This is a genomic window from Paenibacillus sp. strain BS8-2 (assembly GCF_054483835.1).
In genome coordinates this window covers 470,944-486,809 of record NZ_CM137010.1, presented here as the reverse complement: position 1 = coordinate 486,809, position 15,866 = coordinate 470,944, and the positions used below count along the sequence as shown (strand labels likewise).

General features: G+C 49.7%; 15 protein-coding genes. 10 read left to right on the top strand and 5 right to left on the bottom strand.

All coding sequences use genetic code 11. The annotated features are described in order from the left end of the window. The first annotated feature begins 68 nt into the window (after positions 1-68). From ACX1C1_RS02050 to ACX1C1_RS02030, 5 genes are all read left to right on the top strand, one after another. Positions 69-1,952: an LTA synthase family protein gene (locus ACX1C1_RS02050; protein WP_458955536.1), complete on the top strand. Its 1,884-nt coding sequence runs from the start codon at positions 69-71 to the stop codon at positions 1,950-1,952. Positions 1,953-2,254: 302 nt separating this feature from the next. Then, positions 2,255-3,415, top strand: coding sequence for a hypothetical protein (locus ACX1C1_RS02045; RefSeq protein ID WP_458955535.1), 1,161 nt, complete (start codon positions 2,255-2,257; stop codon positions 3,413-3,415). Between the two features lie 3 nt (positions 3,416-3,418). Further along, a complete protein-coding gene (locus ACX1C1_RS02040; protein ID WP_458955534.1) occupies positions 3,419-4,846 on the top strand; it encodes an MBOAT family O-acyltransferase in 1,428 nt (475 codons plus the stop codon). Between the two features lie 597 nt (positions 4,847-5,443). Further along, positions 5,444-5,617, top strand: coding sequence for a hypothetical protein (locus tag ACX1C1_RS02035; RefSeq protein ID WP_458955533.1), 174 nt, complete (start codon positions 5,444-5,446; stop codon positions 5,615-5,617). A gap of 212 nt (positions 5,618-5,829) precedes the next feature. Then, on the top strand, positions 5,830-6,630 hold the full coding sequence (locus ACX1C1_RS02030; RefSeq protein ID WP_458955532.1) for an AAC(3) family N-acetyltransferase: 801 nt from the start codon (positions 5,830-5,832) through the stop codon (positions 6,628-6,630). On the opposite strand, the gene ACX1C1_RS02025 is transcribed toward ACX1C1_RS02030, so the two are convergent. After that, a complete protein-coding gene (locus tag ACX1C1_RS02025) occupies positions 6,627-7,106 on the bottom strand; it encodes a hypothetical protein (RefSeq protein ID WP_458955531.1) in 480 nt (159 codons plus the stop codon). The two genes, ACX1C1_RS02030 and ACX1C1_RS02025, sit on opposite strands and share 4 nt — an antisense overlap. Before the next feature lie 310 nt (positions 7,107-7,416). Here ACX1C1_RS02025 and ACX1C1_RS02020 point away from each other — a divergent pair, with 310 nt between their 5' ends. Both ACX1C1_RS02020 and ACX1C1_RS02015 read left to right on the top strand, forming a co-directional pair. Next, a complete protein-coding gene (locus ACX1C1_RS02020) occupies positions 7,417-7,899 on the top strand; it encodes an RNA polymerase sigma factor (protein WP_458955530.1) in 483 nt (160 codons plus the stop codon). Next, positions 7,896-8,459 (top strand): hypothetical protein, encoded by a 564-nt coding sequence (locus ACX1C1_RS02015; RefSeq protein WP_458955529.1) that lies wholly within the window; start codon positions 7,896-7,898, stop codon positions 8,457-8,459. Before ACX1C1_RS02020 ends, ACX1C1_RS02015 begins: the two co-directional genes overlap by 4 nt. A 129-nt stretch (positions 8,460-8,588) precedes the next feature. Here ACX1C1_RS02015 and ACX1C1_RS02010 read toward each other — a convergent pair whose 3' ends face one another. Both ACX1C1_RS02010 and ACX1C1_RS02005 read right to left on the bottom strand, forming a co-directional pair. Continuing rightward, on the bottom strand, positions 8,589-8,984 hold the full coding sequence (locus tag ACX1C1_RS02010; RefSeq protein WP_458955528.1) for a bactofilin family protein: 396 nt from the start codon (positions 8,982-8,984) through the stop codon (positions 8,589-8,591). An 18-nt stretch (positions 8,985-9,002) separates the two neighbouring features. Continuing rightward, complete coding sequence (locus tag ACX1C1_RS02005; RefSeq protein ID WP_458955527.1) at positions 9,003-9,980, bottom strand: peptidoglycan DD-metalloendopeptidase family protein; 978 nt, start codon at positions 9,978-9,980, stop codon at positions 9,003-9,005. 263 nt (positions 9,981-10,243) lie between these two features. Between ACX1C1_RS02005 and hisJ the strand changes: the two genes are divergently transcribed. Continuing rightward, a complete protein-coding gene (hisJ, locus tag ACX1C1_RS02000; protein WP_458955526.1) occupies positions 10,244-11,065 on the top strand; it encodes a histidinol-phosphatase HisJ in 822 nt (273 codons plus the stop codon). Then, positions 11,058-11,537 (top strand): GNAT family N-acetyltransferase, encoded by a 480-nt coding sequence (locus ACX1C1_RS01995; RefSeq protein ID WP_458955525.1) that lies wholly within the window; start codon positions 11,058-11,060, stop codon positions 11,535-11,537. Before hisJ ends, ACX1C1_RS01995 begins: the two co-directional genes overlap by 8 nt. 90 nt (positions 11,538-11,627) lie before the next feature. Here ACX1C1_RS01995 and ACX1C1_RS01990 read toward each other — a convergent pair whose 3' ends face one another. Next, entirely contained in the window at positions 11,628-12,008 is a 381-nt protein-coding gene (locus ACX1C1_RS01990) for a DUF2500 domain-containing protein (RefSeq protein WP_458955524.1), read from the bottom strand. A gap of 189 nt (positions 12,009-12,197) precedes the next feature. Between ACX1C1_RS01990 and ACX1C1_RS01985 the strand changes: the two genes are divergently transcribed. Next, positions 12,198-13,850, top strand: a complete 1,653-nt coding sequence (locus ACX1C1_RS01985; RefSeq protein ID WP_458955523.1) for a transposase — start codon at positions 12,198-12,200, stop codon at positions 13,848-13,850. 136 nt (positions 13,851-13,986) lie between these two features. On the opposite strand, the gene ACX1C1_RS01980 is transcribed toward ACX1C1_RS01985, so the two are convergent. Further along, positions 13,987-15,831 carry an ABC transporter substrate-binding protein gene (locus ACX1C1_RS01980; protein ID WP_458955522.1) on the bottom strand — a complete coding sequence of 615 codons (1,845 nt, stop codon included), beginning with the start codon at positions 15,829-15,831 and terminating at the stop codon, positions 13,987-13,989. Between the last annotated feature and the right edge of the window lie 35 nt (positions 15,832-15,866).

Below are 15,866 nucleotides of genomic sequence, written 5' to 3'. Positions count from 1 at the left end.
TTGTGTGGCAGTAGAAAGATTGGTATGATCTTAGATTGGCTGCTAGACGCAGGAGAGGAAGACGTACGATGACACAGAGTTTGCCCCAGAGATGGAGCACCAAGTCTATTTTGGTATTTTCTTTAATTATGCTGGTCAAAAGCTATCTCACCTGGACGGTTTTATTCGAAGGAAGTTCGTTCCATACGTTCTGGCTGAAGGAGATGCCCTTCATTCTGATTGTATTCTGTTTCATCGAGTGGTTCTCGACCAAACGGAAGCTGTTGATGTATCTTATTGTAAACTTGCTCATTACGGTTTTGTTTTTCACGCTAATTGTTTATTATAGGCACTTCGGCATCATTCCAACGTATCAGGTTCTCGAGCAAGCAGATCAAGTCGGCGCGGTGAAAAAAAGTATTTTCTCCGTCATCCATCCCAAATATCTGCTGATCTATATGGACATCCTAATTCTTGGCTATGTGCTGCTTCGTCGGCGAATCGCGGTGGGCTGGAAACGCGCCTTGTCGGCTAGAACAAGCCGTAAGACAGTGGCTGCCGTATTCTCGGTTTCCTTACTGGTATGTTTATTCAATGTTCTGCCCCATACGGAAAGTATTAACGAAACGGTTCAGGCAGAGCAAATGGGAATTTTGAATTACGAAGCATTCAGCCTGCTGGAAAATGATGAGGAAACGCCGGTCGAACAGGATCTGATCACGCAAACCTCCATCAATGAGCTGAAAAACATTACGGAGCCGGCAACGCCGCTCCAATTCGGCAGCGCAGCTGGCAAGAACGTCATCATGATTCAGATGGAGTCGTTCCAGAACTTCTTGATTGATCTGAAGATTGACGGTCAAGAGATTACGCCTGTCATGAACCAGCTGGCTCATAACGGCTATTACTTCCCGCGCTTCTACCAGCAGGTAGGACAGGGCAATACCTCGGATGCGGAATTTGTGGTGAACACATCGTTTTATGTACCGCCTGACGGTCCAGCCACGCAAATCTATGCGGATAAGGAGCTTCCTAGCCTGCCGAGATTGCTGGGGGCGAATGGCTACGATACCGCGACCTTCCACACCAACGATGTGGACTTCTGGAACCGGGAAAAATTGTACGAAGGTTTAGGCTTCAATCGATATTACGACAAGACCTTCTTCGGTGAAGGAAATGATGAGCTATGGTTCGGTCCTTCGGATGAGGTGCTGTATAGCAAAACGGCGGAGCAATTGCAGCTTATGGATGCAAATGAACAGCCATTCTACGCGCATGTGATTTCGATGTCGGCTCACAATCCGTTCCAGCTTCCTGAAGAGAAGGCCAAGATGACGTTGCCAGAACGTTATGTTGGTACCTACGTGGGCGATTATATTCAGTCGCAGAACTACGCGGATTACTGTCTAGGCGTATTCTTGGAGGACTTGCGGACGATAGGATTGCTGGAGGATAGCATTCTCTTATTCTACGGAGATCACCGTGGGCTGCCTGTCTTCTCACTGGACGAGGAGGATCGTGTGCTGCTGGAGGAAATCTTCGGCGGAACGTATCTCGAACGCGACATGATCAACATTCCATTCATGATTGCGGGAGAGGGAATTACAACACCAACGGTATACCAGCAGCTTGGCGGTCAGGTGGACATCTTGCCTACTCTGGCGAATCTGCTAGGCATTTCCTTGGCGGATCACATTCATTTCGGTCAAGATTTGCTGAATCAGCCGCTCTACAATCTGCTTCCACAGCGTTATTATCTGCCAACAGGATCATTCGTTAATACGGAGGAATTGTTCCTGCCGGGAAGCGGCTTTGAAGATGGCAAGCACTATACATTGTCTGGCGGCGACAGCACCGAAGCGTCCGCATCAACGGAGGAAGAGTTTAACCGTGCGCTGGAGCTGCTTCACTTGTCAGACAGTTATGTGAGTCAGTTACCGGATCGTGTGGAGGATGAAGTGCGGGAAGAGTAAAGAATCAGCAGTGTGTGTGAACGGAATGATAACCTGTTATTGCAGCCATCCAGCGTATGCTGGATGGTTTTTTAATCGTCTTTTCTTGTCTACAGGAACGGTTACGACCAGGTCGCTTTAACGTATGCAGATAACCTGATAGAGCTTCGCGAAAGGTATCGCCTCCCTCAGCGAGGGAGAACTGGGAGAAGCGGGAGCGGGTCGAATAGGGCCGTTTTCCAATAAACTATGGAAGTCGAAATGCGACATCATATATAATGGATGGATATGATTGTACAGAAAGTGAGGATATTCGATAGCGAATGGAACAACAATCGACAGAAACAAAGGCTCGGATGCCCGCTAGGCGCCGAACTCGATACAGCAACATTCGTAAGAAGAGATATGGACTGCTGGGGCTGATCTTCGCTCTGGTCTTCTTCGTGGCGGCGCAAGTTGTCGTGAGCTCCTATGTAAAGCTCGACACGGTGTACAAGCATCGGCTAAATTACAATATGTTTCTCGAGGATCGCAGCATGATTGAGGTTGTGATCGAGGAGATGGCGAAGACGATCAAGCAGGAAGGGCTCACGGACTACGCCATCCTGATCGGCAATTCCGTCGCATGGGGGACGAATGAGAGCTCGGAGCATTCGCTGGGCCGCTATTTGTCCGATGAAGCAGTTACGGCTGAAGGAGACGATAAACTACAGGCGGTGTTTAACTTATCTGCGCCGTCCATGATGGCAGGGGATGCGTATACGCTCCTCCTGATGATGGAGGATCACGGCATCCGGACAGACAACGTGATGATTGGTTTATCCTATTCGGCATTTGTTCAGCCTAAGCCGGTTACGGGTCCTAGGCAGGTATTCTGGTTAGGCGATTACTTGCGGGAGCAGGATAGCAACGCATTCTCTGACGTACTGCCCCATCTGACAGCGAGCGGGTATCAATACGAAGAGGGCTGGAAATACACCGAGGAGAAGGCGCTTGAGACGATTCTTCATCGCATTCCTGTCGTTAAGTACAAAGAAGTTATTCCTGCTTACTGGGAGCAACGGAACGCCGGCACCGATCTACTTGGCGATCCCCGCGCATGGAACGAGAAGCAGTTCTCCGAGACGTGGTTGTCCGACCCGTCTTATCTCAGCTTCTTCGATCCGACGCCGTTTGATATGAGCGAGGCGAACTGGGGCGTTTACTTCATGAACCGCATCGCCGAGCATCAGCAAGGCAAACGTCTGCTTGTCTTTGTGTCGGGCGGTAATGGTGAGCTGTCGAAGAAGGAAGTTACGAATCCAGGTTATATAGCCAATACCGATATGATCGAGACTTACCTCAAGCAGCTTGATGCTCAATATCTCATTATGCAAGATAAGATCGATCCGAATTTGTTTACCGATCATGTTCATTTGACGAAGGAAGGCAATGAACTGCTTGCCCGTTTCGTATGGGACACCTGGACGGGGAAGGGGGCTTAACGCATGTTATTTAATTCACCGACATTCCTGTTATTTCTGACCGCGGTTTTCCTGTTGTATTATGCCTTCCCGCGCGGTCGAATGCTGGTTCTTGCCGTTGCTAATGCAGCGTTCTATGCTTATGCAGGGGTAGGTTACTTCCTGCTGTTCTTCGCCATCGTCGCTTTGGTATACGGTATATCCAGATTTCTGGGCGGCAAGAATGGCAAGCTGGCATTAATCGCAGGTTTAATTGTGGTCTTAGGCAATTTGATTTTCTTCAAATATTCCGTATTCCTGTTAAGCAATTTCGAGCAAATGCTTGGCGCAACGTTCTGGCAGGACGGCATTCCGTTCGCAGATATGCTGCTGCCGATCGGCATCTCCTTCTACTCATTCCAGCTAATAGCCTACCTGGTCGATGTATATAAGGGCAAGCTGCAGCCAAGTCGCTCGTTATTCGAGTTCTGGGTGTTCATTTCCTTATTTGCGCATTCCGCTGCAGGACCGATTCTTCGTGGCGGCGATTTCCTGCCGCAGCTGCGCAATATCGCGATGATCAAGTTCCGTACGCCTCGGATCAAGCTTGGTCTGGTTTTTATCTTACTGGGGCTCGTTAAGAAGGTCTTCATCGTCGAGAAGATCGCTCCTTATGTTAACGAATACTTTTCGGCTGCTCAGACGCTTAACGGTGTAGAATCTTGGGTCGCGACTTATCTGTTTGCTTTTCAGATATATTTTGACTTCTCGGCATACAGCGAGATGGCAGTCGGCATCGGCTTGCTCCTGGGCTTGCGTCTCGACTTAAACTTTAAGACGCCTTACTTGAGTGCCAATCCCGCCGAATTCTGGCGTAGATGGCATATTACGCTGTCGCAGTGGATTCGCGACTATGTCTTTATCCCGCTTGGGGGCTCGCGCGTCAAAAATTGGCGAATCTACGTCAATCTGATCGCAGCCATGACGATCTCCGGCATATGGCATGGCGCAGCATGGACATTTATTATCTGGGGATTCTACCATGGTGTCTTGTCAGCTGGCCACCGGATGTATGGCAAAGGTCTCAAAAGGCTAGGCTGGACAAAGCTGCAGAACAATATGTTGTACAAGCTGATTGCGATTGCGGCATTCTTCCATCTGACGGTTGTGGGCTGGGTATTCTTCCGTGCTAATAGCTGGGGCGATGCCGTGCATATGATCAAACAAATGACGCTGCTTGGCGGCGTGACATTTACCAAGGAAACCTTGCTGCTGCTGGCTATTTCGGCAGGCTTGTATTTGCTACATGTTGTAGAGTTTGTTGCTGTTACGCATTTCAAGCGTTGGTCGCTTGCTTGGCAGTCTGCGGTTCCTTCCATTGTGCGGGGAGCGGTCTACGCTGCTATCGCGATCGCTCTGCTGATGCTGCTTATGAACGGAGAGGCAAGCACATTTATCTATTTCGCATTTTAAGTTGGTTAACTAAAACGAGTGTGAAATTTTCTAGCACAAGTAACGCAAATTCGAGCGGGAAAGCCGTTCCGATTTGCGTTTTTTAGTATGAGAATGCCCATTCTTACATGTTGGGCGAAGAGCGAGTTTGGAGGAGTATCATCATCTCGAACGAAATGCATCGAACGGACCGCTCGAACCGTCCAGCTCCAACATGCACAGTCATATTCGAATGGATATCTAGTACTAGTTATTGGAGGGTAGGTCGACATGAAGCGAAAGTTGTAATTCGTACATCATTATCTATCGCATAACCCCGACCCAAGTGGTGTTCAAGTAATCTGTACAGCATTCTGGAGCGATACCCCACTCTCTGCCCCTTATCATGACATAAATCCTGCACAAAATACTGCATTACTTCACATACTGTCTCTAATCTAGAAGATTCCTGCACCGTTTACAGCATTCTGCATCGTAAGAGTGCTAAGTGAACTTCTATCTTGAAGTCATCAGCGTCCTCTTCACGGAGGAGCAAGCTTTTTTCTTTGTTAAGGTATATTACATGACATAACAGACAGACTGAATGGTGGGGATCAACTTTGGAAAGGAGTGCATGTCATGGAATTTACACTTGGAGCAGACGAAGTTGTTCGCAGAATCAAGCATTTGCAGACCTCTGGCGGATCCATGAGTAAGAAGCAAGTGAAGCAACACGATCCAGAGTTGATGAAAAACGCATTGTTTTATTTCCCAAGCTGGGAGCACGCCCTCAAGAACGCGGAGCAACTGTAGCTCCGAACCACGCCGTACCGCCTACATATAGAAACTTCTAGAAGGACTGTAGAAGCATGCGAAGCCACAGGCAATTCCCGGAGCAAACGGGATGCTTGTGGTTTTTTGTCTATAATCAATTGTCTATAATCAATCATTCCCTATGGGGAGAATCGGCGAACATGGTAAGGTAGACAATATGAATGAGGACAATGAATGGGGATGTGTTTCAGATGAATACAAAAGAATTGCCGTTAACAGTAACAATCATAAAGGAGCAGCTTACGCGGCTAGGGGTAGAAGAAGGGATGACGCTGCTGGTCCATTCTTCGATAAAGTCGATGAATCGCTGGATTGTTGGGGGAGAGACAGCCGTTATCCTAGGGCTCGAAGCCGCGATAGGTGCGGCCGGAACCTTAGTGATGCCGACGCATACCTCAAGCCTCTCGGAGCCTGCATACTGGCAGAATCCGCCCGTACCGGAAACATGGTGGGACATTATTCGGGAGGAAATGCCGCCGTATCAGCCAGACATAACGCCAACCTATTATATGGGGGCAGTTCCGGAATGTTTTCGGAAACAAGAAGGTACGTTAAGAAGCTCACATCCGCAGCTTTCATTTGCCGCTCGAGGCAGACATGCAGCAATAATGACAGCTCATCATTCGCTTGACCATGGCCTTGGGGAAGCTTCGCCGCTTGCGCGATTATATGATCTGGATGGATGGGTGTTGCTACTAGGTGTGGGTCACGCTCAGAATACTTCGCTGCATCTATCCGAACATCGAGCGGATTATAAAGGCAAGAAAATGACCAAACAAGATGCTCCGATGTTAGTTGACGACAAACGAAGTTGGGTAGTGTTCGAAGAGATTGGCTACGATTCCGGGGATTTTGTTTCGGTCGGCGCACAATTCGAGAAGGAGAACGCTGTCATAAAGATAGGAAAGCTCGGTGATGCAGACGTACGTCTGATGCGTGTAAGAGAAGTTGTCGATTATGGGGTTTGGTGGATGGAACGATATCGAGTCTAGGCTTGCGAATTTCGATTGTTGGTGCTCATTAATGCGGAGAATGTTTCGAGCGAGAGATAAGCTGTATTATTGAGGAGAAGGAACCCGCCTTCTGTTAACCGGCCGTCTGACAGAATAGCAGCTTCGGCCAAAAGCAATGAGAACGAAACCTGATTGAGCGTAACATCGACAGATGTAGTCTCGGGATTGTAGATCAGCTTGCCATGGTGTGTCTCCACATAGCTGCGGATCGGAACATAAAGCTGTTGATTATGTTCTATCGCTGCCGCAGCAGGCTCGGAGATCTCCTGGAGAGCAAAATGCTGGCGCTGAGTATCAGGAGATATGGGTTGGTTGGCAGAGCGAAGGATTTGAACGCTGGGAACGGCGGCAGCTTGCGCTGGTTCAACATAAGGGGGACGGAACAAACCTCCGGCCAAAGTCGAGCTTGCAAGCACAATCATTAGGGTGTTACGGAACCATAAACTCATTTTCATATAAACAGCCTCCTCGGAAAAGGATAATAGAAGCGAGGTCAAGCTTCGGACATCCTTAGTGTACCGCCGAAAGATGCTGGCTATGTTAGAGCCGTTTAAAGGATTTGTTAACTGTTTAAGCACGAACGAGAGCTGCCTCGATTTTTCCTGGTGGCTGTTTCACGTTGGTATCAAGCGGGAAGTGCCATAACAGGCCTTCGGTTTAGCGATTTCTAAGAGTCGAATCGAATAGATGGCGGGAAATTTTTTTTGGCTCCGTGACAAAAACGAAGCTGTTCAGTTGTGTTAGTAGTGAAGGGGGGGATACAAGGTGCCAAACTTATCTGAGCGGGGAGAAGCGGTGCGTATAGCCGTTATTAACCATTCGGATACGCTGATCAAAGTCTCCTTCTCCTATCTCAAAAATATGTCGGATGCGGAGGAAGTTGCGCAGGATGTGTTCTTGGCTTACTTGCAGACTGCTCCCGTCTTTGTGAGTGATGAACATGAGAAGGCATGGCTGATCCGGACAACGATCAACAAAAGCAAAAATCGTCTGAAGTCGGGATGGTTCAGCAAACGCACAAGGATGCCGGACAACTTGGGTAGTCTGACGGAGCAGGAAAACGCTGTACTTCAAGAGGTGCTCGCTCTAGATGAGAAGTACCGGATCCCCATTCACCTGCACTATTACGAAGGTTATTCGCTTGAGGAGATTGGGGACATTCTTCACGCCAAGCCGGCGACCGTTGGCACGTGGTTGGCACGTGGACGCAAGATGCTCAGAAGCGTAATAGGAGGAGGGCAGGCATGAAGAATGATAGCTACAAGGAGGCATTATCCAAGCTGAAGATGAGCGAGGACTTTCAAGAGCGCACGATTGCCATGCTGGAGAGGGAACAACAAAGAATGGATAATCAACAAACCAAAGGAGCGATGAGGATGAATACAGTCAATCAAACAAAACGTAACAAATGGAAGGCATGGACGGTAGGGGTTGCTGCATGTGCGGTTCTGGCAGTAGGCATAGTAGCCCTTAACAATAACGATGGCGGTGCTGTAACAAATCCTGGAGGGGATAAAGGCGTTGTGGAGACGCAGCAGCCAGCACCTCCAATAACGGGCAAAGTCCAAGTGAATATCGACGGTGTGATCGAAGAGGTCGGCGCAGACGGCAAGAGCTTCCGCATTGGCGAGCTTTGGGTAACCGTAACGGACGAAACAATTTACGGCATTTCGGGAACTACTGCACCTGATGCTTCCGAGCAACTAGTCAGCAAAGAATTTAAGGTAGGCAACACGGTTTCTGGCTTCACATCTGATGATGTTGCCAGCGGCAAAGTAACGGCCGTTCGGATCTACAACAACTTCTAATTGTAGCTAAAGGCACTATCTCTAGCCTGATCTTAGTTCGAGCCGCAAATAAACTAACCTCTTCTACATCGAAGCCAGCCTTCTGGGCCAATCGATCGCAAAAGAGGTTTGTTTGGGTTAATGATAAGGTTAGGATGATGCTTTGATAGGCTGCACAACCTCTGATTTCGGGCTTGTCATTGTGCTGCTGCCGTTAAATACGCCGCCGGATTCGATGATCAGCGATGCTGCCGTGATGTTGCCGTTAAGTACGCCGGTTGAGCTAATGGTAAGCTTGCCTCGAACCGCGACATCTCCGTTCAGCTGTCCTGCCAGCACGAGATCGCGTGCGTTGACGTTAGAGTTGGCCACGCCGTTTTCTCCGATAATGACGTCGCCGCTCGACACGATATCGCCGATGATGCTGCCTTCGATACGGATGCTTGCTTCCGTGCGAATATTACCCTCAAAGATCGTACTTTCACCAATCAGTGTATCCGTCGTATCCGGATTGATTTTGCCGGCTCCGGCTTTGTTCTTGAACATTACGATCCACGTTCCTTTCTATTTATCCTCTCGAATATAGGGCATAGGGTCGACATGAGTGCCGTTAATGATCACTTCGTAGTGAAGGTGAGGGCCCGTGCTGCGCCCGGTGTTGCCTAATTCTCCGATCAGTTGTCCCTTCTTGACCTTGGCTCCGACCTCTACGATCCGCTTGTTCAGATGCAAATATCTCGTTTCGATTCCTCTGCCGTGGTCGATGATGATGTTGTTGCCTTGCGGATAAGTGCGTTCCGATAAGGTAACAACTCCGTCAGCAGCCGCATAGATCGGATCGCCGCGATTGCCGCCGATATCGAGTCCCGAATGCAGGGCAGAGCGTCCGGAGAACGGATCTCGCCTTACACCGAAGGTGGACGTTATTTTACGATTATCGGCAGGCCAGATGGTTGGCGTTATATCTAATATTTGTTTGTATTCCACAATGGCCGCCTTAGTCTCTTCGAGACTGGGCTTTAATTGGTCGATTTCGATAGAGAGTTGGTTGAATTCCTGTTCCGTCAGATCGACAAGCGAGGGGGTGCTAATCGCTGCCGGGAGGTCGAATTCCTCACCGCCTTGACCGCCTTCAATCAGCGGCAGACTGTCCGCCTTGGAGATGGTCGAATCCGAGACCTGGATGCCTGCGATATCTTGAAGCTCCTTCTCCAGCTCGGTAATCGCGTTCATTTTTGTTTCAATCTGCTTGGCTTGTGCGGATAATGCGGAGAGGTCGGCTTCGAGAGTGGCGATCCGATCGTTTTTCCCTGACAACGATTGTTCATAACCGGATTCTGATGCGTCGATCTGTGCTTGAAGCTGTGTGATGGTTGTAGAGCTGCTGCTGAATAAAATCGTGAATACGGCCCCGCATATGGCAATCAGTGCGATTACGGAACACAGTAGAACCAAGGTGAAAACATTTAGCCGAATGCGCCGTACGGATTGATTGGCTTCGGGGATGATGACGAAAGTAAATTGTTTGGATAACCACTTCATAGGTATTAGGGCCTCCTACCAGATTCCTAGTCGTGCTCAACTTCCTGTCATTCGACAAGCACAGGCGAAAGTCCTCTTTTTAGAACGAAATTTAAGGAAAAATATTCTTATCGTTGTCTTCAATAACCAAATGACGTCATATGTCGATCGATGGATGTGCTGACGGCATTCGACGGTGATTGCAGGTGGTGCTATAATGTGCGAAGAATGAGATATTGAGCACGAAGAGCAGTGAAAAAACAAGAAGGCAGGTGCTTCATCAGATGTTGAAATGGGACGGGCATACGCACACACGCTTCTGCTATCATGGGAGCGACGCGGCGCAAGAGTTATATTTGGACAGAGCGGTAGAGCTCGGATTCCAGCGATATACGATAAGCGAGCATCCGCCTTTGCCAGTGGACTGGATTGACGATGCCAAGCTTATGGATGAACTGGCGATGTCTATGGAAGAAATGCCGGAATATTTGGCTTATGCCAAAGATATGAAACGCCGGTACGAAGGGAAAATCGAGGTCACGGTAGGACTCGAGATCGACTATTTGCCCGGCTCGGAATCCTTTACGGAGCAATTAATCAAGCAATGGGGCAGTGAGCTGGAGGATGTTGTGTATTCGGTGCATTATCTTCCCGGGATCGGCGGGATGCGTTGCATCGATTATACGGCGGACGACTTCCACAAGCATCTGCTTGCGCATTACGGTACGATGGACCGGGTAGTGGACGAATATTACAACCATGTGGAGGCGGCTATCCGTCTCGCAGCCAAGCTGCCGATGCGCAAACGGATCGGCCATATTAATCTCATAGAGAAGTTCCGCACGGAGCTGCCGGAGATCAGCGAATCGTTGATTCGGTCGCGTCTGGAAGGAATTCTGCCGTTGCTGGAATCGACAGGTGTTGGTATCGATGTCAATACAGCAGGTCTACGTGTTGCAACATGCGGCAAGGTTTATGTGCCAGAGTGGTTCCTATCGGCGTGTATCGAGCGCGGGATCGAATGTGTGTACGGCTCGGATTCGCATAAGCCAGAGCAGGTAGGTTTCGGTTATGAGTGGTTCGAGCAGGCGATGCAACGTGGTTGATACGAGCGGCAAAGATGTTGTTGTGCTAGAGGTGACGGCGGATGATGGTTCTCTCGCTGCGCTGATTGCACAATTAGATGAGTATTTGGCAGGGATCTATCCGGCGGATGAGATTTTTGGAGTGGACTTCTCCGATCCCGGGACACGAGATATGGCGTTTGCGATTGCATATCTGAACGGACGGCCCGTCGGCTGCGGCGGTATTCGGAGCCTGGATGCGGATATTGCGGAGCTGAAGCGGTTCTATGTGGAGCCGGATGCCCGTAGAGGCGGAATCGCGGCCAAGGTTTACGGCTTCTTGGAGAAACGTGCGATAGAGCTTGGACATACACGTCTACGTCTCGAAACTGGCGAACCTCAATTCGAATCCATCGGTTTCTATCGCAAACAAGGATTTTATCCGATTGAGCGGTTCGGCGAATATATCAATTGCGAGTCTAGCTACTGTATGGAGAAGGTCATCCGTCTATAACAAATGAAGCCTGTAGGTCGAGGTTGTTTCCGCGCTTACAGGCTTATTTGTTGTTTGATGCTGAAGCGGTCGGGGGCTCAAGTTTTTTGTCTAGCCACTGCTGCGTTCAAAGGCGATAATCGTATCCCCTTTTATAGCGGCATAGCCGGAGTCGCCTTCCATGGCGAAAGCGTTAACGTTATTTGTATCCAGGTATTCGCGGCGCGAGCCATTGTCGAATTCCAGCATGATGTAATAATTTGTCCGCGAGGATGCTGCCGAATGTCTAGAATCGTTGTTATTCTGTACCTCCAGTCGTTTGGCGATCACTTTGGCAAATATGTTTTCCTGCTTTGCTTTCGAATTTCTAACGCGTCGGATGCTGACGAAGATGACTGCGCCAATTACGACGGCGAATACGATCGACATCAAAAAAGGGATGATCGTGATCATCATATCGAAATCGGCAGAAGATTCGGCGTTGCTGCTCATTCTGAATGCCTCCCGTTACTTATGAAAATATGCTCTCTAGCTCTCTCTTGGAGACTGTCGATTAATTCTAAAGAATCTATAAATAAAAATGGTCAAATTCTATATAAAATAACCTTTTTACTCGATAAATCACCGAATATCTCCCGATTTCGTGGTATAATAGACTTATACTGAGGGGAGAGATTTGTCATGGCAGTCGCGTTTAAACAGTTTGAGCAGCTTTCATTTGCGGATATCGAGGTTTATTCTGTGTTGCCTGAGCATCCCATTTGGAGCAAAGTAGCGGATCTCGTGGACTTTAGCTTCACTGACCGCATTTGTGCTCATCTGTATTCCTCGCGCGGTCCTAGACCCTATGCCCCATCCATCAAATTTAAACTTCACGTTGTCCAGCGCTATTACAACCTTTCGGATCGCGAGATGGAGGAGCGCGTCATTGGCGATCTCTTCATTAAGCGATTTTTAGGCGTTCCGGTCAGCTTTATGGGGTTCGACCACAGTACGATCGGGCTTGATCGCGACCGTCTCGGCTCTGCTTTATTCGATGCCTGTCACCATCACATTCTCGCGCAAGCGAAGCAAAAAGGGCTTTGGGGCGATAACAAGGACATTTGGATTGTGGATTCCTTTATCACGCAGGGCAATGCCGTTTACCGCTCCTCTTATCGCCTCATCAAGCATGCCTTCGTCCGCGTGCTGAACCACCTGAAGCGTGCATATCGGCACTTGTTTGACCGTGCCCAAACGGAGCTTGACTTGCGTCCGTTGACCACAAAGCTTCCTCCCGATGCGACCGCGGAGGATCTCGGTGTTGCGTTTAGTCAATTGATTCTTATGGCTTACGAACTGTTACACTGGTTCGAAAAGGATGCGATCCGCAACCTCTTCTGGTCGTGGTCCCATCCGGAGCGCCGAGTGGATTCTTTAGAGCTTCAAGCGATTCTGTACCAGACTTTAATGGAGAATGTGTACCCGGAAGATCCGAATGATCCCAAGACCCCATTCAAGAAGATCGAGCGTAAAAAGCGGCTGAAAGACCGGATCGGCAGCGCAGTCGATCCAGAGAAGCGAAATGGTTTCAAAAGCAAAACCTTACAGTTCTTTGGCGACAAGGTGCAGGTGGTCATGTCCGAAACCAATGGCATCGTGCTCCATGCGGAACCGATTGCGGGCAATGAGCCCGATGGCGACCGTCTGCAGGAGCTCTTGAACGTTGTGATGGAAGAGCATAACGTCAAACCGGAGTACGTCTTGGGCGATTCAGCGTATGGATACGGGGTACACCGTCAGACGTTGGCTAAAGACGGCATTCAACTTGTGTCGCCGTTAAAATCCATTGGCGTCAATACGAAGGGGCTCATGTCCAGCGACTTATTCCTTTACGACCCCGATGCGGCGTCGGTCACTTGCCCGCAAGGCCAAGTAAATGCTTATATTAACGATATGCGAGAAGACTCAGGCAAACAGTATATATTCAGCAAAGCCCAATGCAAGAGCTGTCCGATCAGATCGGAGTGTACCACGAGCAAAAGGACCGGGAGAACCATTTTCATCAGTGACTATTATGCAGAATTCAAGCAAGCAGGAGCATTTAACGCAACCGATGCGGGAAAGGCACTGCTACAAAAACGCGCGAACATTGAACGGAAATGCAATGAAATGAAAAATCACAATGGGCTAGGCAGAACACGATTACGTTCTCGGGAGAAGCGCCGTATAGACACGAAGCTTGTAGCCGTGGTGACAAATCTGAAGCAAATCGTGAAACACGCGCAGGGTTCGCTTACACTTAGTTTTCAACGTAAGCGAGGCCCTGGCTCACTGTGGCCGATTTACGGTTAAGGGCAGCAAAAGGAACAGAAAAACGGGCTGACTTGACCGAAGTTGGACGTTGAAAGGCATGAAATGCAAAAATTTAACAGAATGATAGTTGAGGGCAAGTCTGGTGACTGTTTAATCGACAGTCTCTCTTGGCAGCCTATCGGAACCACAAATCCTTGAACCTTACCCAACTGAGCGACTCTAGCGTAATCCCCTGTACAGAAGGGTGGAACGCCGTCTTGAGATGTTTGCGATAGAGGAAAAAGAGGCTGTGACGCATCGTAAGCTGTTGCTCGATTCGGATAAATAGTCTGGCACGCACGGAAGGATCGACTTCTGCCATTATGCCATGAATCCATATGTTCATGTCGTGCGCGTCACTCTCAGCCATATGCTGCAGCATGCTCGTATAGAGGTCAACGAGGCGCAGCTCCCGGTATTCGTCTAACATGATCGCGAACAGCAACAGGTCGGCTTCCATTCGTCCGCCGCCTTTGAATTGCTCGGCAGGCAGCAGCTTAATAGTTATCCGGATGCCTTGACCGGCAAGCAATTCCGATATGAGCGAAGCATCCGCCCCATATTGGGGGATGGTGACGAGCGTTAGCGCGTCGTTACCGAAATGTGCAAAAGCTTCTTCAAGCTTAGTGAGGAGCTCCGTGCGCTCGGCCTCATCAAGCGTTGTAGTCGAAGCACTCCTCCGGTCACTTCCCTGATCCGGACTGCTGGCGCGCAGCCAGAAGCTGGATGCTTCCTCGATGACGTCGCCAGACAGCAGCCTCAGCAGCTCAGTCCGATTAATGGCTCGATTGAGCAGCTCTCGAATTCGCGGATCGGCGAGAGGTCCATCCTTCAGCTCGTTCATCGTCAAGAACTTGCAAGTGGTCCCGGATTGCCGGACTTGCTGCCACTGTGCGTCGTCGCTTTCGACCATGCGAACATTATGCATCACCTGATATTGACGCAGCTCGCGGTTATCTTGGACAGGCTGATCGACCGGCATCGGCATGGTCCATACCTCCACCTGGTCCAGGAACGGTCTCCCTTGAAAATAGGCCGGATTTGCTTCCAATGTCAGAATACCTTGCTCGCTGGATGCAAGACGGAAGGGACCCGTTCCAACGATCGATCCGCCTAAGCTGGCGTTGCCGTATCGTTCTCCCTCGGCTTCGACGATGTCTTGCGGCACAATGGAAGCGCGATTAGTAGCCAGGAACGGTAAGAACAGCTCGCATCTTGTGTTCAGCTTGAATCGGATCGTTGTGTCGTCAGGTGCTTCGATCAAACTGATTTCACGATATGCCCAGCTATACAAGCCGTCCGGCGCATGCCGGCGAAGACGTTCTATCGAATAAGCGGCGTCTGTCGCCGTCATCTCGCGGCCATGATGAAACATAATGCCTTTGCGGAGATAGAACGTCCATGTCATGCGGCTTTCGTCCGTTTCCCATGTATGGGCTAGATGAGGCAAGACGGCGCCCCCGCGACTATCCATGCGCACAAGCCCGTCAAAGAGCTGATGAACGAGATGCGACTCGCCAAAATAATGGATGCGCGCGGGGTCCAACGTATCGATCGTGCCCGGAAGCGGGAATCGAAGCGTATCGGTTCTGCGCTTGCCGTCCACTTGTGTACGGAAGCCGAATTGTCCGGCAAGCCAGTCCTGGAACGTGTCTCTTGCCGCCGATCCGTCCGTCGTCTGAAGCGTATCGAAACCTGCAAGCAGATCGCCGCGAGCCACAAGCTCCTTGGCCTCCTCCAGCAGCATATAGTCGAGAGGCACCAAAAATACAAGCTCCGAACGATTTCCTCTGCCGCGTTTGGATTCCCATCTAATCCAGCCGTCTCTTTCCATTCGCTTCAGAATCATGACCATGTTTCGGGTCGTACATTCGAGCAGTTCCGCGAGTTCGAAGGTTGTCGCCAGTACGGCTTCGCCGTCTGCAACCGACGAATAAGCGCGTCTGAGCGCGATATAGTGCCGCCTGATTTTGATGATCATCCCCGCCTTTGCACAAAACATGAAATTCCAGAGAT